The organism is Ectothiorhodospira shaposhnikovii (assembly GCF_016584105.1).
GTDB classification, from domain to species: domain Bacteria; phylum Pseudomonadota; class Gammaproteobacteria; order Ectothiorhodospirales; family Ectothiorhodospiraceae; genus Ectothiorhodospira; species Ectothiorhodospira shaposhnikovii.
On the sequence record NZ_NRSM01000010.1, the window covers coordinates 53,043 to 78,448 of the forward strand.

Annotated in this window: 27 protein-coding genes; 12 read left to right on the forward strand and 15 right to left on the reverse strand. The window is 63.1% G+C overall.

The genetic code is table 11. From position 1 onward, the window contains the following. Positions 1-130 precede the first annotated feature (130 nt). Positions 131-1,885: a bifunctional isocitrate dehydrogenase kinase/phosphatase gene (gene aceK, locus CKO35_RS07460; protein ID WP_200174229.1), complete on the forward strand. Its 1,755-nt coding sequence runs from the start codon at positions 131-133 to the stop codon at positions 1,883-1,885. 49 nt (positions 1,886-1,934) lie between these two features. On the opposite strand, the gene pgsA is transcribed toward aceK, so the two are convergent. From pgsA to CKO35_RS07505, 9 genes are all read right to left on the reverse strand, one after another. Beyond that, positions 1,935-2,489 carry a CDP-diacylglycerol--glycerol-3-phosphate 3-phosphatidyltransferase gene (gene pgsA, locus CKO35_RS07465; protein WP_200174231.1) on the reverse strand — a complete coding sequence of 185 codons (555 nt, stop codon included), beginning with the start codon at positions 2,487-2,489 and terminating at the stop codon, positions 1,935-1,937. 3 nt (positions 2,490-2,492) lie between these two features. After that, a complete protein-coding gene (gene uvrC / locus CKO35_RS07470; RefSeq protein ID WP_200174233.1) occupies positions 2,493-4,328 on the reverse strand; it encodes an excinuclease ABC subunit UvrC in 1,836 nt (611 codons plus the stop codon). Next, on the reverse strand, positions 4,325-4,984 hold the full coding sequence (locus CKO35_RS07475; RefSeq protein WP_200174235.1) for a uracil-DNA glycosylase: 660 nt from the start codon (positions 4,982-4,984) through the stop codon (positions 4,325-4,327). The genes uvrC and CKO35_RS07475 overlap by 4 nt, the downstream gene beginning before the upstream one ends. 114 nt (positions 4,985-5,098) lie before the next feature. Beyond that, entirely contained in the window at positions 5,099-5,818 is a 720-nt protein-coding gene (locus tag CKO35_RS07480; protein WP_338031769.1) for a response regulator, read from the reverse strand. A 3-nt stretch (positions 5,819-5,821) separates the two neighbouring features. Further along, the gene (locus CKO35_RS07485; protein WP_200174237.1) at positions 5,822-6,289 is read right to left on the reverse strand and encodes a CYTH domain-containing protein; all 468 of its coding nucleotides are present in this window, start codon (positions 6,287-6,289) and stop codon (positions 5,822-5,824) included. Between the two features lie 90 nt (positions 6,290-6,379). Continuing rightward, a complete protein-coding gene (locus CKO35_RS07490) occupies positions 6,380-7,351 on the reverse strand; it encodes a beta-ketoacyl-ACP synthase 3 (protein WP_200174238.1) in 972 nt (323 codons plus the stop codon). Beyond that, positions 7,348-8,376, reverse strand: coding sequence for a phosphate acyltransferase PlsX (gene plsX, locus CKO35_RS07495; RefSeq protein WP_200174240.1), 1,029 nt, complete (start codon positions 8,374-8,376; stop codon positions 7,348-7,350). Before plsX ends, CKO35_RS07490 begins: the two co-directional genes overlap by 4 nt. A 200-nt stretch (positions 8,377-8,576) precedes the next feature. Next, complete coding sequence (gene rpmF / locus CKO35_RS07500) at positions 8,577-8,768, reverse strand: 50S ribosomal protein L32 (RefSeq protein WP_008932652.1); 192 nt, start codon at positions 8,766-8,768, stop codon at positions 8,577-8,579. Positions 8,769-8,855: 87 nt separating this feature from the next. Next, a complete protein-coding gene (locus CKO35_RS07505) occupies positions 8,856-9,398 on the reverse strand; it encodes a YceD family protein (RefSeq protein ID WP_200174242.1) in 543 nt (180 codons plus the stop codon). Between the two features lie 227 nt (positions 9,399-9,625). Here CKO35_RS07505 and CKO35_RS07510 point away from each other — a divergent pair, with 227 nt between their 5' ends. Genes CKO35_RS07510 through CKO35_RS07520 form a run of 3 tightly spaced genes read left to right on the forward strand, consistent with a single transcriptional unit; the run spans position 9,626 to position 13,500 of the window. Beyond that, complete coding sequence (locus tag CKO35_RS07510; RefSeq protein ID WP_200174244.1) at positions 9,626-11,044, forward strand: acetyl-CoA carboxylase biotin carboxylase subunit; 1,419 nt, start codon at positions 9,626-9,628, stop codon at positions 11,042-11,044. 18 nt (positions 11,045-11,062) lie between these two features. Then, complete coding sequence (oadA, locus tag CKO35_RS07515) at positions 11,063-12,886, forward strand: sodium-extruding oxaloacetate decarboxylase subunit alpha (RefSeq protein ID WP_200174246.1); 1,824 nt, start codon at positions 11,063-11,065, stop codon at positions 12,884-12,886. Beyond that, positions 12,883-13,500 (forward strand): Maf family protein, encoded by a 618-nt coding sequence (locus CKO35_RS07520; protein WP_420870745.1) that lies wholly within the window; start codon positions 12,883-12,885, stop codon positions 13,498-13,500. Before oadA ends, CKO35_RS07520 begins: the two co-directional genes overlap by 4 nt. Before the next feature lie 218 nt (positions 13,501-13,718). On the opposite strand, the gene CKO35_RS07525 is transcribed toward CKO35_RS07520, so the two are convergent. Next, on the reverse strand, positions 13,719-14,144 hold the full coding sequence (locus CKO35_RS07525) for an FHA domain-containing protein (protein ID WP_200174248.1): 426 nt from the start codon (positions 14,142-14,144) through the stop codon (positions 13,719-13,721). 165 nt (positions 14,145-14,309) lie between these two features. On the opposite strand from CKO35_RS07525, the gene CKO35_RS07530 reads away from it, so the two are divergent. The 3 genes from CKO35_RS07530 to CKO35_RS07540 all read left to right on the forward strand — a co-directional run bounded on the left by CKO35_RS07530 (position 14,310) and on the right by CKO35_RS07540 (position 16,437). Then, complete coding sequence (locus CKO35_RS07530; RefSeq protein ID WP_200174254.1) at positions 14,310-15,254, forward strand: L-lactate dehydrogenase; 945 nt, start codon at positions 14,310-14,312, stop codon at positions 15,252-15,254. Between the two features lie 109 nt (positions 15,255-15,363). Then, positions 15,364-16,191: an ion transporter gene (locus CKO35_RS07535; RefSeq protein WP_200174255.1), complete on the forward strand. Its 828-nt coding sequence runs from the start codon at positions 15,364-15,366 to the stop codon at positions 16,189-16,191. A gap of 57 nt (positions 16,192-16,248) precedes the next feature. After that, positions 16,249-16,437: a hypothetical protein gene (locus CKO35_RS07540; RefSeq protein WP_200174256.1), complete on the forward strand. Its 189-nt coding sequence runs from the start codon at positions 16,249-16,251 to the stop codon at positions 16,435-16,437. A gap of 1 nt (position 16,438) precedes the next feature. On the opposite strand, the gene CKO35_RS07545 is transcribed toward CKO35_RS07540, so the two are convergent. From CKO35_RS07545 to CKO35_RS07560, 4 genes are all read right to left on the reverse strand, one after another. Beyond that, positions 16,439-16,792 (reverse strand): metalloregulator ArsR/SmtB family transcription factor, encoded by a 354-nt coding sequence (locus tag CKO35_RS07545; RefSeq protein WP_200174262.1) that lies wholly within the window; start codon positions 16,790-16,792, stop codon positions 16,439-16,441. A 69-nt stretch (positions 16,793-16,861) separates the two neighbouring features. After that, on the reverse strand, positions 16,862-16,999 hold the full coding sequence (locus CKO35_RS07550) for a hypothetical protein (protein ID WP_008932661.1): 138 nt from the start codon (positions 16,997-16,999) through the stop codon (positions 16,862-16,864). Next, positions 16,984-17,787 (reverse strand): bifunctional 2-polyprenyl-6-hydroxyphenol methylase/3-demethylubiquinol 3-O-methyltransferase UbiG, encoded by an 804-nt coding sequence (gene ubiG, locus CKO35_RS07555; protein WP_200174263.1) that lies wholly within the window; start codon positions 17,785-17,787, stop codon positions 16,984-16,986. Before ubiG ends, CKO35_RS07550 begins: the two co-directional genes overlap by 16 nt. Before the next feature lie 60 nt (positions 17,788-17,847). Then, on the reverse strand, positions 17,848-18,750 hold the full coding sequence (locus CKO35_RS07560; RefSeq protein ID WP_200174265.1) for an NAD(P)-dependent oxidoreductase: 903 nt from the start codon (positions 18,748-18,750) through the stop codon (positions 17,848-17,850). Positions 18,751-18,926: 176 nt separating this feature from the next. Between CKO35_RS07560 and CKO35_RS07565 the strand changes: the two genes are divergently transcribed. From CKO35_RS07565 to lexA, 3 genes are all read left to right on the forward strand, one after another. After that, on the forward strand, positions 18,927-19,865 hold the full coding sequence (locus CKO35_RS07565; RefSeq protein WP_200174272.1) for an ATP-binding cassette domain-containing protein: 939 nt from the start codon (positions 18,927-18,929) through the stop codon (positions 19,863-19,865). 1 nt (position 19,866) lies between these two features. Further along, on the forward strand, positions 19,867-20,646 hold the full coding sequence (locus CKO35_RS07570) for an ABC transporter permease (protein ID WP_200174274.1): 780 nt from the start codon (positions 19,867-19,869) through the stop codon (positions 20,644-20,646). A gap of 112 nt (positions 20,647-20,758) precedes the next feature. After that, a complete protein-coding gene (lexA, locus tag CKO35_RS07575) occupies positions 20,759-21,358 on the forward strand; it encodes a transcriptional repressor LexA (protein ID WP_200174277.1) in 600 nt (199 codons plus the stop codon). Here lexA and CKO35_RS07580 read toward each other — a convergent pair. Then, positions 21,350-22,360, reverse strand: a complete 1,011-nt coding sequence (locus CKO35_RS07580; protein ID WP_242467083.1) for an alpha/beta fold hydrolase — start codon at positions 22,358-22,360, stop codon at positions 21,350-21,352. The two genes, lexA and CKO35_RS07580, sit on opposite strands and share 9 nt — an antisense overlap. 144 nt (positions 22,361-22,504) lie before the next feature. Here CKO35_RS07580 and CKO35_RS07585 point away from each other — a divergent pair, with 144 nt between their 5' ends. Both CKO35_RS07585 and CKO35_RS07590 read left to right on the forward strand, forming a co-directional pair. Beyond that, positions 22,505-24,022, forward strand: coding sequence for a DUF2868 domain-containing protein (locus CKO35_RS07585; RefSeq protein ID WP_200174281.1), 1,518 nt, complete (start codon positions 22,505-22,507; stop codon positions 24,020-24,022). Then, positions 24,019-25,404 (forward strand): GTPase/DUF3482 domain-containing protein, encoded by a 1,386-nt coding sequence (locus CKO35_RS07590; protein ID WP_200174283.1) that lies wholly within the window; start codon positions 24,019-24,021, stop codon positions 25,402-25,404. Before CKO35_RS07585 ends, CKO35_RS07590 begins: the two co-directional genes overlap by 4 nt. Positions 25,405-25,406 lie beyond the last annotated feature (2 nt).

The following is a 25,406-nucleotide window of genomic DNA, read 5'->3' on the forward strand; positions in this document are numbered from 1 at the left end:
GGAAAGCAGCCCCGCAACACACGACCCACGGCCCACCGCTGTCAGACCCGCTACCCTTCCCTCCGGAGTGTAGTACATTTGGCTATTACCAAACGCCAACCAGCCCACAGTCACAGGCAGCCAGACCATCATGATCGAACGCGCGAGACAGATCGCCCGCTCCATCCTCACCGGTTTCGAGCGTCATTTCTCGTTCTTCCAGGAAATCACCAGCAGTGCACGAGAACGCTTCGAGAATGCAGACTGGGACGCGGTCCGGGCGGCATCGGTCAAGCGGATCAGTTCCTATGATCAACGGGTGCAGGAAACGCTGACCAAGGTTCGCGCCACCTTCGGCATCAATGGGCTTGAGGAAAGTCTGTGGCAACAGGTCAAGATCTCCTACATGGACCTGTTGCAGCATCACTCCCGCCCGGAACTGGCTGAAACCTTCTACAACTCCGTGTTCTGCCGTTTGTTCGAACGCAAGTATTACAACAACGACATGATCTTTCTGGAGTCAGTGGCCAATCGCCGTGAGCTGGCAGAACGCTACCGGGGTTATCTGTCCTTCCATACCCGTGATGGTGGCGTGGATACCTGCATATGGGAAATCCTGTCGGCCTTTTATTTCAACCTCTCCCACGCAGATCTGTCCAAGGATGTACACAACATCGCCAGGGCCCTCGAAAGCCGCTCGGCCTTTGGCCCCGATTCCATGGGAGACCTGCGCATCGATGTGCTGGAATTTCCCTTTTTTCGCAACAAGGCTGCCTACCTCATTGGCCGCGTGGTCCATGATGGACTCAGCCACCCCTTCATCATCCCCCTGAATAATATTGAGGGCATGGGTCTGGTGGCGGATGCCCTGCTCACCACCGAAGAGGAGGCTGAAGCCATTTTCAGCTTCGCTCGGGCCTATTTCGTGGTCAAGACCCCAGTGCCGGCCGCAACAGTCGAATTCCTGCAGGACCTGATGCCGGGCAAGCCGGTGGCCGAACTGTACATGAGCATCGGTTTTCACAAGCAGGCCAAGAACGAGTTCTATCGGGATTTCCTGCGCCACCTGGCCAACAGCACCGATCACTTCACCATCGCCCAGGGTACCCCGGGGCTGGTCATGGTGGTGTTCACCCTGCCTTCCTATCCCTATGTGTTCAAGGTAATCAAGGATCATTTTCCGCCTCAGAAAGACGTCACCCATGAACTGATCGAACGACGCTACCTGCAGGTGAAGCTGCACGACCGTGTGGGGCGCATGGCGGATACCCTGGAATTTTCAGAAGTCGCCTTCCCGCTGGAGCGTTTCTCACCCGCGCTGCTCGAAGTACTCAAAAACGAGGTGACGTCCCAGGTTGAAATCAGTGATGGCAACCTGGTCATCAAGCATCTCTACATCGAAAAGCGCATGTTGCCGCTGGACGTCTATCTGGAACAGGCGGACGAAACCGGCACCCGGGCCGCCCTGGAAGAATGGGGCCTGGCTGTCAAGCAACTGATTGGTGTGAATATCTTTCCAGGAGACCTGCTGTTCAAGAACTTCGGGGTGACCGACAGCGGCAAGGTGGTGTTCTACGATTACGACGAGATCTGCTATCTGACGGAATGTCATTTCCGGAAGATTCCCCCGTGTCCTTTCCCTGAGGACGAACTCAGCTCCGATGCATGGTATTCAGCCGGCCCCAACGAGATCTTTCCGGAAGAATTCCCCACCTTCCTGAGTACCGATCCGCGGATACGGCGCATGCTGATGCAACTGCATCCGGATCTGTTTGACTACCGCTACTGGCAGCGAAAGCAGGAAGACGTCAGGAAAGGCATCCATGGTGATGTGTTCCCCTATCCCCAGAACATGCGTTTCGACCCCAGCCTGAGACCGGAGGCACAGGGAGCGACTTCCCTTTGACCCTGGAACCGGTCAACGGACTGACACGGCGCCGGCACACCTCCCCGGCCTAGCTCTCGGCCACGCCCATGGCCGCACGCAGATAGTGGAACATGGACCACAGGGTCAGCGCAGCGGCCACATAGAGCAGGATCAGTCCCAGGGTGAACGTGGGCAGCCCCAGGATGGGCTGACCGAAAAGGAGCAGAAAGATGGCAACCATCTGGGCGGTCGTCTTGAGCTTGCCGATCCAGGATACGGCCACCTTGCCCCGCTGCCCCAGCTCGGCCATCCACTCGCGGAGCGCGGAAATGGCGATTTCCCTTCCGATGATGATGGCGGCCGCCACGGCCAGCAGCATGCCCCCGGGATTATCCACCAGCAACACCAGGGCGGTGGCCACCATCAGCTTGTCCGCCACCGGGTCCAGGAACGCACCAAAACTGGAGGTCTGCCCCAGTCGCCTCGCCAGGTAACCGTCCAGCCAGTCGGTGATCCCCGCAAGGGCAAAGATCATGGCGCTCACGGGTCCGGACAATGGATGCGGGTAGTAGTAAGCCACCACGATCAGGGGGATCAGCGCGATGCGCAGCCAGGTGAGCAGGTTGGGAATCGAAGGTGTCATGGATCAGTCGTCATGTAGCGAATCGAATATCTGCTGCGCCAGCTTGCGACTGATGCCGGGAACCTTGGCGAGCGCTTCCACATCGGCACGGTGAACGCCCTGAAGTCCGCCGAAGTGCTTCAGTAACTGCTGGCGTCGCCTGGGACCCATGCCGGGTATCTGTTCCAGCGGAGAGGTACTGCGGGCTCTGGCGCGGCGCTGCCGATGCCCGGTGATGGCGAAACGATGGGCCTCGTCACGAATCTGCTGGATGAGATGCAGCGCCTTTGAACCCGGCGAAAGTATAGACGGCTGCGCCGTATCGCTCAAGACGAGGGTTTCCAGACCGGGACGCCGGGTTTCTCCCTTGGCCACGCCAATAACCATGACACCGCTGACCTGCAATTCCTCCAGCACCTCCAGGGCCTGACGCACCTGCCCCTTGCCCCCGTCGATGAAGAGGATATCCGGCAACTTGCCCTCTCCCTCCTTGAGGCGCGTATAGCGCCGCATGAGGGCCTGGCGCATGGCGGCATAGTCGTCTCCGGGCGTGATGTCCTTGATGTTGAAACGACGGTAATCAGACTTGACGGGGCCCTCAGCGTCAAAGACCACGCAAGAGGCCACGGTGGCTTCGCCCTGGGTATGACTGATGTCGAAGCATTCCATCCGTCCGGGCGGGTCATCCAGATCAAGGGCATCCTGCAGTGCCTCCAGACGCGCCTGCATGCCGGCACGACCGGCCAGCCGGGTGGCCAGGGTCATCTGTGCGTTACGGCAGGCCATTTCCAGCCAGCGGGCGCGATCGCCCCGGACATTCCAGGCCAGCGCCACCTTCTGACCGCGCCGCAGGGTGAGCATTTCCAGCAGGACATGGTGATCCTCGGGAGCATGACTGAGAATGATCTGGGGTGGAATATCGCGACTCAGATAATACTGCCCCAGAAACGCGGTCATCAGTGATTCTGGAGGGGTTTCTTCCGGCACCCGGGGGAACAGCGACCGGTTCCCCAGATTCAGCCCGCCACGGATGGAGAATACCTGGAAACAGACCTCTCCCGATGCCTGGGCGAGCGCGATGATATCCACGTCCCCACCCTCGCCGCTGACATACTGACGCTCGGAGAGCTGGCGCAGCCGGGCGATCTGATCACGGATCCGCGCGGCCCGCTCATACTCCTGGACTTCCGCCGCCTGCTCCATCCCGCGAACCAGATCGGCAATCACCTTTTCGCCCCGTCCCTCCAGGAAATCCACCGCATGCTCCACATCCCTGTCATAGGCGGTGGAATCAATATGCCCGACACAGGGGCCGCTGCAGCGCTGAATCTGATATTGCAGGCAGGCCCGTGAGCGGTTCTGAAAGAAACTGTCCTCGCAGGGGCGCAACAGAAACAGTTTCTGCAACAGATTGATGGTTTCACGGACCGCGCTACCGGAAGGATAGGGTCCAAAGTAACGGCCCGAACTCTTGCGGGCACCCCGATGGAAGGCAAGCCTGGGGTATGGGTGGTGGGAGATGAAGATGTAGGGGTAGGACTTGTCATCCCGCAGCAGGATGTTATAGCGGGGACGATGCTCCTTGATGAGGTTGTTTTCCAGCAGCAGGGCCTCTGCCTCGCCGCGGGTGACGATGATCTGGACATCACGGATCTGGGCCACCATGGCAGCGATGCGAGTGCTGGCAACGGTGCGCCGGAAATAACTGGCCACCCGCTTTTTCAGGTTTTTGGCCTTGCCCACATAAAGCACCTCCCCGCCTTCACCCAGCATCCGGTAGACGCCGGGCTGCGTGGTCAGGCTGGCAAGAAAACGCCTTGGCTCAAATGTCTCGGCCGGGGAGCCTTCACTAATGATCATGGGCTGTCCAGACACCGCCTGGCCTGCTCAAAGACAGCCCTGAACATCGGCTCCGTCAGTCGCCCCGTCTGGGTGTTGTAACGGCTGCAATGGTAGGAGTCCACCAGCACCAGCCCGCATTCCAGGACGTGCTCATGCCCATGCCCAAACCGATGGGCCGACTGCCTCAACCCCAGGGCCCGCAGCACGGCATTGTGGGCGATGGTTCCCAACGCAAGCACAACGCTGCCGGCGGCGAGCAAGGCCAGTTCGCGGGCCAGATAATCATTGCAGGCCTGTATTTCACGGGTGAGTGGCTTGTTCTCCGGGGGCAGACACTTGACGGCGTTGGTGATGCGGCAATCCCGCAACGTCAGACCATCATCACGGCTGACTGATTCCGGGGCACTGCCAAAACCCATCTCATATAACATCCGGTAAAGCAGAATCCCGGCATGATCCCCGGTGAACGGACGGCCACTGGCGTTGGCGCCATGCATCCCGGGAGCAAGTCCCACGATCAGAAACCGGGCCTCGGGATCGCCAAAGGGAGGCACGGGCGCGGCATGGTACTCAACATGCCGCGCCCGCACCCCAGCCAGAAAATCCACCAGTCTCGGACAACGGGAACAGGCCGGATCAAAACACTCCGGAGGAACGGGAACAACAGGGTTCATGGCTCTAAATCGCTGTCGCTGGAACGGATAGGGGTTACGTCATGCAGGCGGTCGAGGCTGATGCGCGTCGGGTCAAGGGCCGTAAACGGCCTTCCAGATCCGGTGCATCGACATCTAACGATCAGGGAGTGACGGGGTGGAAATACCGTGATCCAGCGCCATGCGGAATAATTCGATATCGGACACACACCCCAGTTTGTCACGCAACCGTCCCTTGTATGTGCTGACCGTCTTCACGTTCAGCCCCAGATGGTGCGCAATCTCACCGGGTTTCTTGCCTTCCACCATCATGATCAGGATCTGCCGTTCCCGATGGGAGAGCCTGGCCAGGGGGTCGGCGGCCTTGTCTCCGGTTTCCGCCAGCTGCCGGGCAATCTTCGGGGTGACATGACAGTCCCCGCGCATGGCCAGACGAATGGCCTGTATCAGCTCATCCTCCTGACAGCCCTTGCTCAGATAGCCGGCCACACCGCTATCCAGCATCCACCGGGGGTAAGGGCCCTCCTCCTCCACGGTCAGGGCGATGATCTTGATGCCCGGCCGAAATTCCAGTGCCTTGCGCGTTGCTTCAAGCCCTCCCATGCCGGGCATGTTGAGATCCATCAGAATCACGTCAGGCCGCAGGCGCACCAGCTGTTCCAGGGCTTCCTCCCCGGATGCGGCCTCACCGATCACCTTGATACCGGTATATGCCGTCTGGGCTTCAAGGAGACCGCGGATCGCGCGACGTACCAGCAGATGGTCATCCACCAGCAGCACATCGACCATGAGGGCGGTATTTTCAGATTTGCTGGCAGCTTCCCCTGCGGTATGTATCCCGATTGAGGAAGACATGGTTCACCAGTCCTTATAAGGATGTCTGACAAGGCTCGTATTGTAATAACGGACATCATGGGAGACTTCGTCTCCCACCCAGGGCGGCAAACTGGGGGAATCGTCAATGTGCCGCAGTTCCACCTCGGCCACCACCAGCCCGGCGTTATCCCCTTCGAAGACATCCACTTCCCAGACATGATCTCCATGGGGGACAAAGTGACGTGTCTTCTCAATCAGAGGATGGATGCAGAGGGTGTCCAGCAACTCCCGGGCATCTTCGGCCGGGATGGCATATTCATACTCCTGCCGCCTGACCCCAAGGGTGGCACTCTTGATGTTCAGGTGGGCCGAGGCGTCCGAGATACGAATCCGGATGGATGTCCTCTCGTTACCGCAGAGATAGCCCTGGCGATACTGAACGCATCTGGAAGCCTGCTGTTTCCAGGCATCCGAAACCACGAGGAATTTTTTTTCAATTTCCAGTCCCATGGCCGCCGACGCACAACCCTGCTGTGGATACGCCCGACATCCTACCACGATTCACAAGGATAACGGGAAGTGACTGACGCAATGCAGCAATCAGAAATAAAGCAGGGCCGACCCCCAGGTGAAGCCGCCGCCAAAGGCCTCCATCAGCACCAGGTCTCCCTGCTTGATCCGCCCGTCACGCACCGCGGCATCCAGCGCCAGGGGAACGGAGGCGGCAGAGGTATTGCCATGCTTTTCCACCGTTACGACCACCTTCTCCATGGGCATCTTCAACTTGCGGGCGGTGGCCTGGATGATGCGGATATTGGCCTGATGGGGAATCAGCCAGTCCACCCGGGACTGATCCACGCCGCTGGATTCCAGGGTCTCCTCGACAATGCGCCCCAAGGTATTGACCGCCCACTTGAAGACCTCATTCCCCTTCATCTGCAGGTAGGCCTCACCGGCCATCATGTCGGCATATCCCTTGCCTACCCCCCTGGGGACATTGAGCAGGCTCTCGTATCGGCCATCCGCATGCAGGTGGGTGGCAAGAATACCCGGTGAATCCGAGGCCTCCAGAAGCACAGCTCCGGCGCCATCCCCGAACAGGACGCAGGTACCGCGATCATTCCAGTCAAGAATGCGGGAGATGGTTTCCGCCCCCACCACCAGGGCGCAACGAGCGCTACCGGCACGAATGAACTGATTGGCCACGCCAAGCGCATAGACAAAGCCGGTGCATACCGCCTGGACATCGAACGCGGCACAACCGTTGTGGATTCCCAGGCGCTGCTGCAGCAGGCAGGCGGTACTGGGGAAGACCTGATCCGGCGTGGTGGTTCCCACGATGATGAGATCAATATCCTCGGGCCGGCGTCCCGCCATCTCCATCGCGGCGCGAGCCGCCTTTTCCGCCAGATCGCAGGTGGTTTCATCCGGTGCGGCAATATGCCGCTGACCGATGCCCGTTCGCTCACGAATCCATTCATCGGAAGTTTCCACGAACTTTTCCAGGTCGTGATTGGTGAGCACCTTTTCCGGAAGATAGCTCCCGGTGCCCGTGATCCGGGAGTAAATCACTGGTCTTTTGCCTCTTTCAGCAGTTCTTCCAGCCGCTTGTCAATACGCTGCGGCACCCGTTTGCGCGCCTCCAGACGGGCGATGCGGATGGCATTTTCAAAGGCAACGGCATCGGCCCCCCCGTGGCTCTTGATCACCACCCCCTGCAGACCCAGAAGGCTGGCACCATTATAGGCACGGGGATCGATACGTCGCCGAAACGCCCTCAATACGGGCATGGCCACCAAGGCGGCAAGCTTGCTGTAGAGACTGCCGGAAAACTCGCTCCGCATGTAGTGAGACACCATGCGCGCCACCCCCTCGCTGGTCTTGAGGGCGACATTACCCACGAAGCCGTCGCATACCACCACATCCACATCACCGCAGTAGATGTCGTTGCCTTCGACGAAACCGATGTAGTTCAGGTGGCTGGCCTCCAGCATGCGGGCCGCCTCCTTGACCTGATCGTTGCCCTTGATCTCTTCCTCGCCGATGTTCAGCAGGCCGACCCGGGGCGAGGCGATATTGTCCACCGCACTGGCCAGCTCGGACCCCATCACCGCAAACTGATAAAGATGGGTGGCGGTACAGTCCACATTGGCCCCCAGGTCCAGCATGTGGGTATGGCCCTTGATGGAGGGAATGGCAGTGATGATGGCCGGCCGGTCGATGCCCGGCAGGGTCTTGAGCACATAGCGCGCCGTGGCCATGAGGGCCCCGGTATTACCCGCACTGACGCAGGCATCGGCCTGCTGGTGCTTGACCAGGTTGATGGCCACCCGCATGGACGAATCCTTCTTGTTGCGCAGTGCCTGGGACGGGGGCTCGTCCATGCCCACCACCTGGCTGGCGTGATGCAGGCGCAACCGGTCGGAGGGCGCCTTGCCACAGGCGGCCAGTTCCTGCCCGACCCGTTCCTTGTCGCCCACCAGGATCAGGTGGATGTCGGAAAACTCCTCCAGGGCCTTGACTGCCGCAGGGACAACCACGTGGGCACCATGATCACCGCCCATGGCATCCAGTGCGATGGTAAAGATTCCACTCATGGGAAAACCTGCTTTGAATCAGCGCGAAAAAGCTTCGTGGATAAAACACCCACGAAGCCCATGGAATACAGCCCTCGGCTCCGTCCGGCAGGCGGGACGACGCGGGCAGGATGACACACACGCCGGCCAGATGCGAGCCGCTTGCCTCGACGAGGCAGAAGCACACCGGCCGGAATCCAGAGATCCGGCCGGCAAACGTCTTACTCTTCGTCCTGCTGTTCCTTGGCCTTGATCACCTGCCGGCCACGGTAGAAACCGTCGGCACTGATATGGTGACGGCGGTGGATCTCACCGGTGGTGGGTTCGGTGGACAGGGTGGGGCCCTTCAGGGCGTCGTGGGAACGACGCATGCCCCGACGGGAAGGGGTGGTGCGACCTTGTGCAACAGCCATGGTGTCATCTCCATCTATACTGAATCTATACTGAAAAACATCAATGCCCCACGGGTCCCGACCGGAACCCGGGGGGCATGGGGTGTTTCAACTGTCTGCGCCCTGCCCGCCCTTGAGGCGGCCCAGCACGGCAAACGGGTTGTTCTCTTCTTTCTGCGCGGCCTTCACGTCCCGACCGTTGAACTCGGGCTGAAACCCGGCCTCGCATGCCTGCTCCGGGTGCAGGGGCACCACCGGCAGGCACAGCATCAGTTCATCTTCCACCAGCGCCACCAGATTCAGGCGCTCGTCACCGACCACCAGCACGTCTTCCTCGCCCAGGGCGCCGGCGGTCTGGCGATCTTCCTGCACCAGCTGCATCTCGAAACGGGTGTCCACCGGCAGGGCCATAGGCTCCAGACAGCGCTGACACAGGGGAGCCAGCTCGGCCACCACATGGCCGCTCAGCCGGGGGCGGCCCGACGGCACACGGTCAAAGCACAGCTCAACCCGGCACAGACCTTCGCCCGGTCGCCCCAGCGCCTCGGCCAGACGCGGCATGGCGGCAAGATCCAGCACACCGTCCAGGACACGGGACTTGTCCGCCAGGCGGAAGGGATCGACCAGTTCGGGTAGCAGGCTGTCGGACATAAGCGCGCAATTCTAAAGGCGTTCTCGCACCAGTGTCAAAAGCAATCTCCCCCATGACCTGAAAACCGTGAATCGCGCCCCGACTCCCCCTCTCCCTTCGGGAGAGAGGTGGGATTATTCCGTTTCCATCAACAAGGGTGGCGCATATCGCCATGACCGTTTGCTTGAAAAGCCCTGCCCTGTTCAAGGATACTTAGTGCTTTGCTTATAACGTGCGGGATGCTTGCGTGATAAATAAGTTACTGATTGCCAACCGCGGTGAGATCGCCGTCCGCATCATCCGTGCCTGCGCGGAAATGGGGATTACCTCGGTGGCGGTCTACACCGACGCCGACCGTCACGGTCTCCATGTCAAGAAGGCCGATGAATCCTACTCCCTCGGCCCCGATTCCCTGTCCGGTTATCTGAACGTGCATCGGCTGGTGAACGTGGCCCGCAGCGCCGGCTGCGATGCCATCCACCCCGGTTACGGCTTTTTGTCGGAAAACCCCCAGTTTGCCCAGACCTGTGCCCGGCGGGGCATCCGGTTCGTGGGGCCGGACGCTGACATCATCCGCCGCATGGGGGACAAGGTAGCCGCCCGCGAGGCCATGATCGCCGCCGGCGTCCCCGTGGTCCCCGGCAGCGAAGGCAATCTCAAGGATGTGGAAGAAGCCGCCGCCCTGGCCCGGGAGATCGGCTATCCGGTCATGCTCAAGGCCACCAACGGTGGCGGCGGTCGCGGCATCCGTCGCTGCGACGACGAGGCCGCCCTGCGCCGAAATTATGAGCGTGTACGCTCCGAGGCCACCAAGGCCTTCGGCAGCACCGAGATCTTCATGGAGAAGGCCATCATCAATCCGCGCCACATCGAGGTGCAGATCCTGGCCGACCGCCACGGCAACGTGATTCACCTGTTCGAGCGCGACTGCTCCATCCAGCGCCGCCACCAGAAGCTGGTGGAAATCGCCCCCTCTCCCCAACTCTCCGAGGACCAGCGCCGGGAGGTGGGCGAACTGGCGGTACGGGCGGCCCGGGCGGTGAACTATGAAAATGCCGGTACGGTGGAGTTCCTCATGGACGCCGACGGTCGCTTCTACTTCATGGAGATGAACACCCGGCTGCAGGTGGAACACCCGGTCACCGAAATGATCACCGGCGTGGATATCGTGCAGGAACAGATCCGCGTGGCCTCGGGACTGCCCCTCACCTACCCCCAGGATCAGATCACCCGGCGCGGATTCGCGGTGGAATTCCGCATCAACGCCGAGGATCCCAAGAACGACTTTCTGCCCAGTTTCGGCCGCATCACCCGCTACTTCGCCCCCGGCGGACCGGGCGTGCGCACCGACGGCGCCATCTATACCGGCTACCACATCCCGCCTCACTATGACTCCATGTGCGCCAAGCTCGTCGTCTGGGCCATGGACTGGGACAGCCTGATCCGCCGTGCCCGGCGCGCCCTGGGCGACATGGGGGTCTACGGGGTGAAGACCACCATCCCCTATCACCTGGAAATCCTCAACAGCGAGGCCTTCCGCCAGGGCAGCTTCGACACCGGTTACGTGGATGCCCATCCGGAACTGACCGATTACTCCGTACGCCGCCCGACCCGCGAACTGGCCGCCGTCATCGCCGCCGCCATCACGGCTCACAAGGGTCTTTAAGACAAAAGGTATTGATAGATGTCCAAGGTAACGATTACTGACCTGACCCTGCGTGACGGCCACCAGAGCCTGATCGCCACCCGCATGCGCACGGAAGACATGCTCCCCATCTGCGAGAAGCTGGACGCGGTGGGGTTCTGGTCCCTGGAAGTCTGGGGCGGCGCCACCTTCGATACCTGCCTGCGGTTTCTGAAGGAAGACCCGTGGGAGCGCCTGCGCAAGCTGCGCGAGGCCCTGCCCAACACCCCCTTGCAGATGCTGCTGCGGGGCCAGAACCTGCTGGGCTATCGCCATTATGCCGATGACGTGGTACGGGATTTCGTCGCCCGCTGCGCCGACAACGGCATGGACGTCTTCCGCATCTTCGATGCCATGAACGACACCCGCAACGTGCGCGTCTCCATCGAGGCGGTGAAAAAGGCGGGCAAGCACGCCCAGGGCGCCATCAGCTACACCACCAGCCCGGTGCATACCCTGGACCAGTTCGTGACCATGGCCCGGGAGATGGTGGAGATGGGCTGCGACAGCATCGCCATCAAGGACATGGCGGGCCTGCTCACCCCCCGGGCCGCCGGCGAACTCACCGCCGCCCTGGTGGACGCGGTGAAGGTGCCCGTGCACCTGCATACCCACGCCACCGCGGGCCTGTCCGAGATGTGCCACCTCAAGGCCATCGAAAACGGCTGCAGCAACATCAATACCGCCATGTCCGCCTTTGCCGGCGGCACCAGCCATGCCCCCACCGAGAGCATGGTGGCGGCACTGCGGGATACCGAGTACGACACCGGTCTGGACCTGAACCTGCTGCAGGAGATCGGTTTCTATTTCCACGAAGTCCGCAAGAAGTATCATCAGTTCGAGAGCGAATACACCGGCGTGGATACCCGGGTGCAGACCACCCAGATCCCCGGTGGCATGATCTCCAACCTCATCAGCCAGCTCAAGGCCCAGGGTGCCCTGGACAAGGTGAACGCGGTGATGGCCGAAATCCCGCGGGTACGGGAGGATCTGGGCTATCCGCCCCTGGTCACCCCCACCTCCCAGATCGTGGGCACCCAGGCAGTGATGAACGTCCTTACCGAGTCCCGCTACAAGACCATCACCAACGAGGTGAAGCTCTATCTGCAGGGCCGCTACGGCCGTACCCCCGGCCACGTCAACAGCGTGGTCCGGCAAAAGGCCATCGGCCACGCCGACGTCATCGAGTGCCGGCCAGCGGATCTGCTGGAGGACGAAATGGACGCCCTGCGCGGCCAGATCGGCGAACTGGCCCACTCCGAGGAAGACGTCCTCATCTATGCCATGTTCCCCGAGATCGGCCGGGAGTTCCTGGAACAGCGACGCGACGGCAAGCTGGTCCCCGAACCCCTGGAACCCCTGGGCGGCCAGGGCGAGGACAAGGTGGCCCCGGTGGAATTCAAGGCCACCCTGCATGGGGAGACCTACCATATCAAGCTCACCGGCACCGGCCACAAGCGGGATCACATGCGTCCCTTCTACGTGACCGTCGACGGCATGCCGGAAGAGATCGTCATCGAAACCCTGGACGAGATCCTGGTGGACGGGGACAACGGCGCACGGCGCGGCGGCCCCCAGGGCAGCGGCCGCCCCCGGGCCACCAAGCCTGGCCATGTCACCACCTCCATGCCGGGCACCATCATCGACGTGCTGGTCAAGGAAGGGGATACGGTCAAGCCCGGTGACGGCGTACTGATCCTGGAGGCCATGAAGATGGAAACCGAGGTCCAGGCCCCGGTGGGCGGCGTGGTCAGGGCCATTCACGTGTCCAAGGGCGACAGCGTCAACCCGGATGATGCCCTGGTGGAAATCGAGGAAGCCTGATGGTGATGGCACAGGCGGCACGCACCCTGGTTCTGGCCTCCACCTCACCGTTCCGGCGCGAATTGCTGGAACGGCTGGGGTTGCCGTTTTCGACCTGCGCCCCGGACGTGGATGAGACCCCCCTACCGGGGGAGTCTCCCGCGGCCATGGTGGCCCGCCTGGCCCGGGCCAAGGCGGAAGCGGTCCGGGACCGATTTCCCGACGCCCTCATCATCGGCTCGGACCAGTGCGCGGAACTCGATGGAAAGATACTGGGCAAGCCCGGCAACCATGAACGGGCCGTCGCCCAGTTGAGCGCGGCCTCGGGACGCAGCGTGGCCTTTCATACCGGACTGTGCCTGCTGGATACCGGAAGCGGTGAGAGACAGGAGGCGGTGGAACCCTTCCGGGTACACTTTCGCACCCTGGGCCGGGAAGAGATCGAGGATTACGTGCGCCGGGAACAGCCCTACGGCTGTGCCGGCAGCTTCAAGTCGGAAGGATTGGGCATTGCACTGTTCGAGCGCATGGAGGGTGATGACCCCACGGCCCTGATCGGACTGCCCCTGATCCGCCTGTGCCGGATGCTTGTCCACATCGGGATGCCGGTCTTGAAACTCTCGGCAACCGACTGACCTTGTAACTGCCCAGGGCGGTCATTCCCGCTCCGGGCAGTCGCTCCCGCGAAAGCGGGAACCCGGTCAGGCGCACAAACCCTGGACTCCCGCTTTCGCGGGAGTGACGGGAAGGATACTCCGGGGGTAACGAAAAGCCCCTCCAGGGCGCGGGCGGCAAGTGGACGCAGAACTTCCTTACAATGGCCTTTAATCCGAAGAGGGATACTCGCTACTTGCTAGTGAGGCACGGAAAACGCCACCAGATCCACATCACCCTCCACCACGGAACGCCCAAGGCTGATGACGCCCTCACCCACCAGCGGCAGTTCTTCCCCGTTCAGCAGGCAGATCTCTTCCATGCCGTGCACGCGAACATACGTACCGTTGGTACTCTGGTCCACCAGCACAAACTTACCCTTCCGATAGATCACCCGGGCGTGGTGCCGTGAGGCAACGGGTACATTGACCACAAGATCGCAGTCGGGACTGCGACCCACCACAAACACCCGTGCCCCGGCCTTGAAATCATGCTTCTCACCATGCACCGAAAACGTCATGACCGCATTGAGGTTGTACAGGGCACGCACGGCATCTGCACTGATGCGCTGTGTCGGAGAGCCTTCTTCATAGTCGTCATCCGGGATGCCGGAAGAGGAATTCATCTGGGAATCACCTTGGTCGGCAATAGGTCATCTGCCTATTATGTCCTGAGTCCTGAAAAATGTTCTGTGATCGTCTGCAGAATTCATACAAAAACGGCGGAAAGAGACAACCACCATCAGGTTCACTATCCTTTACAGTGTAACGCATAGCCGGGGACATGACAGATGACCAGACTCAATACCGTGGGCATCATTGGCACGGGCAATGTGGGTATCGCCGCCGCCTACTCCCTGTTCCAGCGGCAGGTCACAAGCCGCCTCATCCTGCTGGACAGGGACCGGAGAAGGGCCGAGGGCGAGGCCATGGATCTGATGCATGGGCAATCGCTGGTGGGTCGGGTTTCGGTCCTGGCCGGGGATTACCCGGATCTTTCCGAGTGCGGCGTGATCGTGATCACGGCCGGGGTCAGCCAGAAACCGGGGGAATCCCGTCTGGAACTGCTCAACCGCAATACTGCCGTCTTCAGGGAAATCGCCGCCCAGCTGGATCACCATGCCCCGGAAGCGATACTGGTCATTGCCACCAATCCGGTGGATATCCTGACCCATGTGATGCAACACCTGAGCCGACGCCCGCCGGAACGTATCATCGGTACCGGCACCATGCTCGACACCTCCAGATTCCGGGCTGCCCTGGGTGATCACTATGGGGTAGACCCCCGCTCCGTCCACGCCTACATCATGGGAGAACATGGTGATTCGGAAGTCCCGATCTGGAGCACCGCCAAGGTGGGAGGACTGAGCATCCATCAGCAAACCATCAACGGCAGGGATTTCGATGCCCAGGCCATGCAACGTCTGTTCCTGGGAGTGAAAAACGCCGCCTACGACATCATTGCACGCAAGGGCTACACCAACACCGCCATTGGCCTGGTGATCAGTCACCTGGTCAGGGTGATCCTGGAGGACCAAAAGAGCGTCCTGCCGGTGAGCGTCAACCCTGACGGAACCTATGGCCTGCAGGGCGTCTGCCTGAGCATCCCCTGCATCATTGGACGGGACGGCATCGAAGCCCAGGTTGCCCCGTTACTCAACCCGGAAGAACTCAAGGGCATGCAGGATTCCGCCGACGTCCTCAGGCGCAGCCTGCAGGGTGTTCAACTGGCCTGATTCCATGTAGCGGATGATTGTATCGAAGGGCGGATTTCATTAATCTGCCCCTCGCTCGGGCTTTGGCCCGCCTTTCCAGCCGCAATTGAGCACCCGGGAGTCCCAGACCATGCAAGCCGAGGCCGGCCTTCGCGCCCGAGTGGGCGCCTTCATCGAATCCGATCGCATTCAACGCATCATCATTGCGCTGATCCTGATCAATGCAGCGATACTTGGTCTGGCCACTTCACCCACACTCATGGAAATGGCCGGCCCATGGCTGATGAATGCCGACCGCGTCATCCTGGGGGTGTTCGTGGTGGAGATCCTGCTCAAGCTCTACGCCCAGGGCCTGAGCTTCTTCCGCCGCCCCTGGAACGTCTTCGACTTCCTGGTGGTGACCATTGCCCTGATTCCCACCACCGGCCCGCTGGCCGTACTGCGTGTCCTGCGTGTCCTGCGCCTGGTATCCATGGTGCCCAAGCTGCGCTTCATCGTCGAGGCGCTGCTCAAGGCGATCCCCGGCATCCTGTCCATCTTCGGGCTGCTGATCCTGCTTTTCTACGTGTTCGCGGTCATCGCCACCGGCCTGTTCGGCTACTCCTATCCGGAGTGGTTCGGTCACCTGGGCAGATCCATGTATACCCTGTTCCAGGTGATGACCCTGGAGAGCTGGTCCATGGGCATCTCCCGTCCGGTGATGGAAACCTATCCCTGGGCCTGGGTGTTCTTCGTGCCCTTCATCCTGATCGCCACATTCACCATACTCAACCTGTTCATTGCCATCATCGTGAACACCATGCAGTCCATGCAGGAGGAGCAGCAGAAATTCGAGCATGACACCATCGAAGAGGTGGTGCATACGGAAAACGCCCAGCTCCACGAAGACCTAAAGGCCCTGCGCCAGGAGATCTCGGCCCTGCGGCAGGAAATCTCGCAACTGCGCGGCAAGGAATAGGCCGCGCCATCAACAACCCGGCCCGCCCTCAAGGACAGGCCGGGCAGGAGGCGACCAGTGCGCGAAGAAAACACATCCACGGACAACCCTCAGCTCCATGACGGATCCGAACGGCGCAAGGGAGAGCGGCGCAAGCTGCCCGATCGCAGGGAAATGATCCGTTTCGAGCTGGAAAAGGAGCCCCGCAGATCCGGCAGGGACCGGCGCAGGAGCCGGCAGGACCTGTGGGAAAGACGGGATTTCTAGTTCACGCGGCGCAGCCCCTCCCGGGGCGGCCATCCATGGCATCAAGACGCGAGCGGTCTTCGCTGTAAGGACTCATGCCGCCACAGGCCGCTGTCGTCTGCCGCAGCACTTCCCGCACCCAGGCCGGCAGCGCGGGATTGATGCGATAGAAGATCCATTGGCCCCGACGCTGGTCGGCCACCAGCCCACTCTCCCGCAGCAACGCCAGATGACGTGACATCTTCGGCTGCGGCACACCGATGGCGTGGGTGAGCTCGCACACGCACAGGACATCCTCCTCGTCGAGGAGGACCAGGCACCTCAGGCGGGTGGAATCGGACAGGGCCTTGAACACGGATTCCGGCGAGATCGTCATGGGGGGTGACTATAGGCCAAGGGCAAACCCGGGAACAAGCCGCTGCCGACGCTCACCAGCGGGTGACGCTCACTCCCGCCCGTCCCGACCGTACACCACCACATAGGCCCCGTAGAGAAACAGCACGCCGCCCGCCACGATGACAGGCATGGATCCCAGCAGGAAACCCACATGGCCCAGGGCATATCCGATCACGAACCACCACATGTGCGACTCCTCGACTCCGTCACTCCCGCGAAAGCGGGAGTCCGGGTTGTCATCAGCATATAGTTCACCCCCATGTAGCCGGTGAGGTGCATGCCGCGGTTGAAGGGATTGACCCTGACACCGGTCCGCTCCAGCACCCGCAAGTCGTCCGGCGCCAGCAGCGCCTCCAGTTCCGCGGGTTTTGGAAAACGGCGCCACTGATGGGTGCCTCGGGGCAACCAGCGCAGGATGTATTCTGCCCCCAGGATGGCCACGATGAACGACACCGGGTTGCGGTTGATGGTGGCAATGAAGCTGTACCCTCCCGGCCTGACCAGCCGGTTGCAGGCGGCCATGAAGCCCGGCAGATCCGCCACATGCTCCACCACTTCCATGTTCAGCACCACATCGTACTGTTCTCCGCGGGCGGCCAGGGTCTCAACAGGCACCGCCTCGTAATGGATGTCCAGTCCGGAATGACCGGCATGCAGCCGCGCCACGGCGATGTTTCTTTCGGTCACATCCACTCCCTCGACCCGGGCGCCCAGACGGGCCATGGACTCGCTGAGGATGCCGCCGCCGCAGCCGATGTCCAGCAGGCGCAGACCCTCCAGGGGGCGGGACACCGCTGGGTCGCGGCCCAGATGGGCACAAAGCCGGTTGCAAATGTAATCAGTGCGCAACCGGTTGAGGGTGTGCAGGGGCCAGAAGGGGCCGCTTTCATCCCACCAGCGATCCGCCAGCGCGGTATAACGGGCCACTTCCTCCGGGTCGATGGAAGACGGCTTGAGGGCTTCAGGCGAGTTCACGTTGGCTCCGGTGACTGGATCAATGAAGATTCTATTCCTGTTCGGCCATTGCAGGGGCACTCAGTTCCCGTTGCCGTTCATCGGTCCCGGAGGCGCCAGTCGGCGCAGCACCTCGGCCACCACGGCGGAATCCTCCTCCCCATGCCCCAGTCCCACGGCGGCGCTGATCCACTGGGCGGACAGGGCGGTGCCCGGCAGGGGCAGGCCCAGATCCGCCGCCGCCCGCAGGACGATGGCCATGTCCTTGTTATGCAAACGGGCCTTGAAACCCGGGGGATACTCCCGCCGGATCATGCGCTCCCCGTGCACCTCCAACACCCGGGAATAGGCCAGGCCGCCCATGAGGGCCTCTCGCATGGCTGCCGGGTCCACTCCGGCAGCCTCCGCCAGGCTGATGGCTTCCGACACCGCCACCATGGTTTGGGCAACGATGAGCTGATTGCAGGCCTTGGTGAACTGACCGGCCCCAGCCCCCCCCACATGGGTGATGGTCCGGCCCACCACCTCCAGCAGCGGCCGCACCCGCTCCAGGATGGCGGTCTCGCCGCCCACCATGATGGTCAGGGTACCGTCGACGGCGCCGCGTTCGCCGCCGGACACCGGGGCATCCAGCAGATGGATCCCCCGCTCCGCCAAGGTGTCCGCCAGCCGCCGGGTGACGGTGGGCGAGATGGTGCTGTGGTCCACCACGATCATCCCCGGCCTGGCGCCCTCAACCACGCCGCCAGGCCCCAGCAAAACCTGCTCCACATCGGGTGTATCCGACACATTGGTGAAGACCACGTCCACCTGCCGGGCCAGATCCGCGGGACTGTCGGCCCGATGGGCGCCCTGCCCCACCAGGGCGGTCAAGGTCTCCGGGCGACGGGCCCAGACGGTGACCTCATGCCCCGCCGCCAGCCAGTGCCCCGCCATGGGGCGCCCCATGATGCCAAGACCGATACAGCCGATTTTCAGCGTCATTGAAAAAAATCCCTCAGCGTTATTGAAAAAAACCGTTTCAGAACATCCCTGGATATTCCCTCGGGGTTTGCTGTCTGACGACATCCCCCCTTCACCGGGACGGGACTGACAAAAATGCCTGCCGATAGGTTAGCCTGTCCACCGCCCCAAGACCCGGAAGGATTGCCTTGCCTCACATGGACCCGCTCGATCCCCCCTCGATCCCCGCCCCCATTGCCCAGGCCCAGGGACTGGTCAAGCGCTATGATGGCCGCACCGTGGTCGATCATATCGACCTCACGGTCCAGCCGGGCGAGTGCTTCGGACTGCTGGGCCCCAACGGGGCCGGCAAGACCACCACCCTGCGCATGCTGCTGGGATTGACCCCGCCCGACGAAGGTGCCCTGTCCGTACTGGGTGAACCCATCCCGGAGCGGGCCCGGGAGGCCCGCCGGCGACTGGGGATCGTGCCACAGTTCGACACTCTGGACCCGGACTTCACGGTACGGGAAAACCTCCACACCTACGCCGACTATTTCGGCCTCAAGGGACGGGCACGCCGTCAGCGGGTGGAGGATCTGCTCCGGTTCGCCAGCCTGGAATCCCGTCGGGACGCCCCCATCAGCGCCCTGTCCGGCGGTATGAAACGGCGCCTGACCCTGGCCCGTGCCCTCATCAACCAGCCCGAACTGGTGGTGCTGGACGAACCCACCACCGGCCTGGACCCCCAGGCCCGGCATCATATCTGGCAATGCCTGCGCGGCCTGCTCAAGAGCGGCACTGCCCTGATTCTCACCACCCACTACATGGAAGAAGCAGAGCGGCTGTGCGATCGCCTGGCCATCATTGATCGGGGCCGCGTGGTGGCCCAGGACTCGCCCCAATCCCTGATCCGGACCCATATCGAACCCCACGTGCTGGAACTGGACGGGCCAACCGCCATGGCCTGGCTGGATGCACAGACCGGGGATCTACCGGCACGACTCTGGCGGATGGGCGATCTTGCCCTGCTCTACACCCTGCAGGCCGCCCCCCTGACCGCCGCGCTGGAACAGGCCGGCATCCGCTACCTGCATCGTCCCGCCAATCTGGAGGATGTCTTCATGAAGCTCACCGGTCACGAGTTGAGGGACTGACATGTCCGCTTTCCCCCTACCCAGGCTCAGCCTGCGATTCATCCCGGTGTGGCGCCGCAACCTGCGGGTCTGGCGCAAGATCATGGTGCCTTCCATCATGGGCAACTTCGGCGAGCCGGTGCTCTACCTGTTGGCCTTCGGCTATGGCTTCGGCCGCCTGGTGGGGGATCTGGGCGAGTTGCCCTACATGGTCTTCCTGGCCTCGGGCATCGTCTGTTCCAGTGCCATGTATACCGCCAGCTTCGAAGGCATGTACTCCGCCTATACCCGCATGTCGGAACAAAAGACCTGGGACGGCATGCTGGGCGCCCCCCTCAACCTGGACGACATCGTGCTGGGCGAGATCATCTGGGCCGCCACCAAGGCCCTGTTCAGTGCCGGCGCCATCCTGGTGGTGGCCGCCGTGCTGGGCCTGATCAGCGACCTGCGCGCCCTGCTGGCCCTGCCGGTCATCCTGCTGGCGGGCTTTTGCTTCGGCGCCTGCGCCATGATCGTCACCGCCGTCTCCCGCAGCTATGACTTCTTCCTCTACTACTTCACCCTGGCGGTCACCCCCATGCTGCTGCTCTCCGGGGTGTTCTTTCCCCTGGAACAGCTCCCAACCGCCGTGGCGGCCCTGGCCTGGGCCCTGCCCCTGGTGCATGTGGTGGAGATCGTCCGTCCCCTGATGACCGGGGCCTGGCCATCCCAGGTACCGCTGCACCTGTCGGTGATTCTGGTCTATGGTCTGGTGGGGCTGACCGTGGCCACGGCATTGCTGCGGCGACGGCTGATGCGCTGATACCGACTTGCCAATGACCGGGGCTTGCCCTACTGTGCAAAGATATACCTTCGCCCATTGATCGAAGGCCCCGGCCCGCCGCCGGCATCCCCGGCGTCAACGAGAACCTGTCATGGAAAAGCTCACCCCCCGCCAGACGGAAATCCTCGATTTCATCCGCGACTGCCTGCAATCCAACGGCCTGCCGCCCACCCGGGAAGAGATCATGCGGGCCTTCGGCTTCCGTTCCCCCAACGCCGCCGAATGCCACCTGCGCACCCTCGCCCGCAAGGGGGCCATCGAGATCCTGGCCGGCACTTCACGGGGCATTCGCCTGCTGGGGGGAACGGGACTGCCCCTGGTGGGCCGGGTGGCCGCCGGGGCGCCCATCCTGGCCCAGGCCCATATCGAGGATCATTACCAGTTGGATCAGCGCCTGTTCCGGCCCCGGCCGGACTACCTGCTGCGGGTCCAGGGTGACAGCATGCGCCTGGCCGGCATCCTGGACGGAGACCTGCTGGCGGTCCACCGCACCCACGAGATCCGTAACGGCCAGATCGTGGTGGCCCGTCTGGAGGACGAGGTAACCGTGAAACGCTTTGAACGGCAGGGTCACCGGGTCCGGCTGAAGCCTGAAAACCCCGACTACCGGCCCATCGAAGTGGACCTGCGCAGCCAGTCCCTGGACATCGAGGGTATCGGCGTCGGGGTCATCCGCAGTGGTTCATGGTGAGATCCCGGGTGCTGCCCGCGCCCGTAGCCAGTCACGCACCGCCGCCGCCACCGCCGCCGGGCATTCCTCCTGGGGTACGTGCCCGCACTCGGGCAGCATGATCCGGTCCGCCGACGGCAGGGCCAGGGCGGCGCGGATGGAGTCCTCCGGCGGCACCACCCGGTCCTGCTCACCGATGATCACCAGCGCCGGCTGAAGGATGTCGGCCAGATGGGCGCTGACATCCACCGGACTGGACATGGCCCGCACGAACAGTTCACCCCAGGCCAGATCCCAATGCCGCACCCGGGTATGCAGGGTGGTCAGTGCCCGGCGCTCGTCGGTGATGCGCTCCGGGTCATGGTAGGACAGATCCAGCAGGGCGCCGCTGCTGCCCAGTCGGCGGGCCAGCAACAGGTTCAGACGCCGCAACTGGGGCCATTCCGCCACCGACTCGGGGAAGCTGGGGCGGTTCACATAGACCCAGGGATTGACCAGCACCAGTCCGCTCACCCGTTCGGGCCGGCTGAGGGCCGCCTCCATTGCCAGGGTGGCGCCGGAGGAGTTCCCCACCAGTACTGCCTGCCCCACCCCCTTGGCGTCCAGAAAGGCGAACAGGTGTTCCAGGGCCGCGGTCTTGGTAAAGGGATTGCTGCCGGACCATTCCCCTCGCACCGGTTTGGCGCTCAGGCCATAGGGCACCTGATCGTAGGCCAGGACCCTGCCTGCCCCGTCCAGGTCGTCCATCATCCCGTTCCAGGTGAAGGCGTTGAAGGTGAAGCCGTGCAGCAGCACCAGAACGGGGCCCTCGGCGGCCTCCTGTTCCCGCTCCAGGTAGTGAATCATCAGGCCGTCCGTGCCGTCATGGGGGATGGTCAGGAAACGACTCTCCGGCAAGGCCACATCCACCGCCGAAGACAGATCGGGCAGCGGCCGGGGGGAAATGAGGAACGGCCCCAACAGGCCCGCCACGAGCACCAGGGACAACAGACCGCCCAACAGGATCAACAACCATCGCAACATGCCGGCTTCCATTTCATCAAGGGATGTTCCGACGATTGTATGCGGGATATTCCAAATCCGTCATTCCCAAGCACATGACCATACCACTGATTTCCTCGCACCCAGGTTGGCGTCCCGGGGACATGGCCTTATAGTGTGCCCGCAATGAATACCCATATTTCCGACAAGGCGAGCCAAGCCCCCCATGGACGTTTCACCGACCGTCTCGTGGCCGAGGCCGTGCGCCTGCACGAAGATCGCGCCGGCCGTGTGATCGACGAGACATCGGCCTGGCAGGCCGGGCGTGATGCCGGCGGCGACCTGGAGCATCGGGTGCTGGTTCGCGCGGGGGCCACACGCCTGGGTGGCCAGGTGCGGGAATCCCTTGGCGGTGCACGCACCCTGGCAGGCTGGCTCCTGATCCTGATCCTGCTGCTCACCGGCCTGAGCGGCATGGCCGCCGCCGGTGCGGCCCTGGCAGCCCCCCTGGTGGCGGGCAGCTCCCAGATCAACATCCTCTGGGCCCTGGGCAGTCTGCTGGGCGTGCAACTGCTGATGCTTCTGCTATGGGCAATGTTCATGCTGGTCCGCCCCCGGGGCGGCGGAGGTCTGCTGGGCCAGGGGGTACTGGGCCTGGGCGGGGGACTGGCCCGGCGCATGGTCCGGGGGCAGGCCCCGGTACTGGCCATCCGCGCCCTGCTGCAACTCATGAGCCGCAATGGCCTGGGACGCTGGTCCGCCGGCACCCTCACCCATCTCATCTGGGCGGCCTTCACCGCCGGGGCCCTGCTCATGTGCCTGTGGGCCCTGAGCGTCCGCCAGTACGATTTCATCTGGGGCACCACCCTGCTGGCCGAAGATCATTTCGTCGCCCTGATCACCGCCTTGGGCCTGTTGCCCGGCTGGCTGGGACTGCCCATGCCCGATGAAGCCCTGATCCGCGCCAGCCGGCTGGGCGTGACCGAAGACGCCCTGGGGCGGGTGCAGTGGTCAAGCTGGCTGCTGGGCAGCCTGCTGTTCTACGGCCTGCTGCCCAGACTGGGGCTGGGTCTGTGGTGCGCCCTGATGGCGCGACGGGCCCGGCGGCGGCTGCGTCTGGACCTGGCCAGTCCCGGTTACGCCCGTCTGGCTCCCCGATTGCTGCCCAATTCCCAGCGCCTGGGGGTTGTTGACCCGCCACCGCTCAGCCTGCTCCTGCCCCCCGAACCGCCCCGCCACCGAGAGCGCCACGGAGGCGCCACCCTGGCCCTGCTGGGCTATGAGCTGGAACAGGCCAACGAACACTGGATTCAACATCACAAGCACCCTGCATGGATACCCCTGGGCCAAGTGGATGACCGTCATACGCGGCGGGATGTCCTGGCCGCGGCCCAGGCCCTGCAGCCCCCCCCCGCCGTGGTGGTGGTCGTCTGCTCCCTGGCCCGAACCCCGGATCGCAGTACCGAGGGGTTCCTTACCGACCTGCGCACCCGGACCCGTGCCCCTGTCTGGCTCCTTCTGGACCAGCAGGACATGGCGAGGGCCCGGGGCATCGACCCCCGGGCCCGTCGCACGGCGTGGGAACAACTGGCGGAACGGACTGGCGTGGATCGGCTGTTGCCGGAGCGACCGACGGATGAAGACCGGGCGGCGGCGGAGATTCTGGAGGCAGCCTTTGCTGCATCGGAGGATGCAACCCCATGACATCGATCCTGGAAGTGGCCGTGGTCGGCCACACCAATACCGGCAAGACCTCCCTGCTGCGCACCCTGTCGCGGGATACGGAATTCGGTGAAGTCCGCGATGCCCCGGCCACCACCCGGCATGTGGAAGGCACCCAGCTGCTGGTGGACGGGGAACCCCTCATGACCCTCTACGATACCCCGGGCCTGGAAGATGCCTCCGGCATTCTGGACTGGCTGGATGAAACCGGCGGTGGACGTCAGGCCAGAGGGGATGATCTGGAGCGTTTTCTGGAATCCCCCGATGCCGCCGGCCGGTTCGATCAGGAAACCAAGGTGTTGCGCCAGTTACGGGCCTCTCAGGTGGGGCTGTACGTGATTGATGCCCGGGAACCGGTACTGGGGAAATACCGGGACGAACTGACCGTGCTGGGCCTGTGCGCCCGCCCCCTGCTGCCGGTACTGAATTTCGTCGCCGGTCCCCACAACCGGGCCCAGGAATGGCGGGATGCCCTGGCGCGGCTGGGGTTGCATGCCGTGATCACCTTCGATTCCGTGGTCTATGACCTTCAGGGCGAACTGCGTCTGTACGAAAAGCTCCGCAGCCTGCTGGACCCCTGGCGCATTCCCCTGGAACGGCTGATGCAGGCCCGGGAACGGGAGGCCCACTGGCTCCGGCAGGCGGCGGCGGAAACCGTGGCCGACATGCTCATCGACGTGGCCGCCTGCGTGATGGTGGTGGAGGGCGGGGGCCGGCACGATACCGAAAAGGCCATGGAAACCCTGCAGGACCGGGTCCGGGAACGGGAGCAGGCCTGTGTGGATGCCCTGCTGAACCTGTTCCGGTTTCGTCCCAGCGACTACCTGGGCGAGCGCCTGCCCCTGGAGGATGGTCAGTGGGGGCTGGACCTGTTCACCCCCGAGGCACTGCGCCACTATGGACTGCGCACCGGTGAAGGCGCCGCCGTCGGTGGCGCCATGGGAATGGCGGTGGACGTGATGGCCCTGGGCACCACCCTGGGGGCCGGCACGGCGGTGGGCGCGGCTGCCGGCGCCCTGCTGGGCAATACCCTGGATCTGGGACGCCGGCTCATGCACCGGATGCAGGGGCACCGGGAACTGAGAGTGAACAACAACACCCTGAGACTGCTGGCCCTGCGCCAGTGCCAGCTGGTGCAGGCACTGATTCACCGGGGACACGGTGCCGACCAGGCACTGCAGCTGGACGCACCGACGGACGACACTTGGCGCAAGGGTTCATTGCCCAAGCCAGTGCAGAAGGCGCGGCTCTATCCAGAGTGGTCGAGACTGAACAGCGATGCAACCGGCACCGAGTCCCGTGCCCGTGCCCAGGCCCTGGATGCCCTCACCCTGCTCCTGTCCGGGGATGCCGACACCCCCTGATT

Bases quoted from the DNA above. Each gene is read 5' to 3' on its own strand.
- aceK (WP_200174229.1), top strand. From the start codon at position 131: ATGATCGAACGCGCGAGACAGATCGCCCGCTCCATCCTCACCGGTTTC.
- pgsA (WP_200174231.1), bottom strand. From the start codon at position 2,489: ATGACACCTTCGATTCCCAACCTGCTCACCTGGCTGCGCATCGCGCTG.
- uvrC (WP_200174233.1), bottom strand. From the start codon at position 4,328: ATGATCATTAGTGAAGGCTCCCCGGCCGAGACATTTGAGCCAAGGCGT.
- CKO35_RS07475 (WP_200174235.1), bottom strand. From the start codon at position 4,984: ATGAACCCTGTTGTTCCCGTTCCTCCGGAGTGTTTTGATCCGGCCTGT.
- CKO35_RS07480 (WP_338031769.1), bottom strand. From the start codon at position 5,818: ATGTCTTCCTCAATCGGGATACATACCGCAGGGGAAGCTGCCAGCAAA.
- CKO35_RS07485 (WP_200174237.1), bottom strand. From the start codon at position 6,289: ATGGGACTGGAAATTGAAAAAAAATTCCTCGTGGTTTCGGATGCCTGG.
- plsX (WP_200174240.1), bottom strand. From the start codon at position 8,376: ATGAGTGGAATCTTTACCATCGCACTGGATGCCATGGGCGGTGATCAT.
- rpmF (WP_008932652.1), bottom strand. From the start codon at position 8,768: ATGGCTGTTGCACAAGGTCGCACCACCCCTTCCCGTCGGGGCATGCGT.
- CKO35_RS07505 (WP_200174242.1), bottom strand. From the start codon at position 9,398: ATGTCCGACAGCCTGCTACCCGAACTGGTCGATCCCTTCCGCCTGGCG.
- oadA (WP_200174246.1), top strand. From the start codon at position 11,063: ATGTCCAAGGTAACGATTACTGACCTGACCCTGCGTGACGGCCACCAG.
- CKO35_RS07525 (WP_200174248.1), bottom strand. From the start codon at position 14,144: ATGAATTCCTCTTCCGGCATCCCGGATGACGACTATGAAGAAGGCTCT.
- CKO35_RS07530 (WP_200174254.1), top strand. From the start codon at position 14,310: ATGACCAGACTCAATACCGTGGGCATCATTGGCACGGGCAATGTGGGT.
- CKO35_RS07535 (WP_200174255.1), top strand. From the start codon at position 15,364: ATGCAAGCCGAGGCCGGCCTTCGCGCCCGAGTGGGCGCCTTCATCGAA.
- CKO35_RS07545 (WP_200174262.1), bottom strand. From the start codon at position 16,792: ATGACGATCTCGCCGGAATCCGTGTTCAAGGCCCTGTCCGATTCCACC.
- CKO35_RS07550 (WP_008932661.1), bottom strand. From the start codon at position 16,999: ATGTGGTGGTTCGTGATCGGATATGCCCTGGGCCATGTGGGTTTCCTG.
- CKO35_RS07560 (WP_200174265.1), bottom strand. From the start codon at position 18,750: ATGACGCTGAAAATCGGCTGTATCGGTCTTGGCATCATGGGGCGCCCC.
- CKO35_RS07565 (WP_200174272.1), top strand. From the start codon at position 18,927: ATGGACCCGCTCGATCCCCCCTCGATCCCCGCCCCCATTGCCCAGGCC.
- CKO35_RS07570 (WP_200174274.1), top strand. From the start codon at position 19,867: ATGTCCGCTTTCCCCCTACCCAGGCTCAGCCTGCGATTCATCCCGGTG.
- lexA (WP_200174277.1), top strand. From the start codon at position 20,759: ATGGAAAAGCTCACCCCCCGCCAGACGGAAATCCTCGATTTCATCCGC.
- CKO35_RS07580 (WP_242467083.1), bottom strand. From the start codon at position 22,360: ATGTTGCGATGGTTGTTGATCCTGTTGGGCGGTCTGTTGTCCCTGGTG.
- CKO35_RS07585 (WP_200174281.1), top strand. From the start codon at position 22,505: ATGAATACCCATATTTCCGACAAGGCGAGCCAAGCCCCCCATGGACGT.
- CKO35_RS07590 (WP_200174283.1), top strand. From the start codon at position 24,019: ATGACATCGATCCTGGAAGTGGCCGTGGTCGGCCACACCAATACCGGC.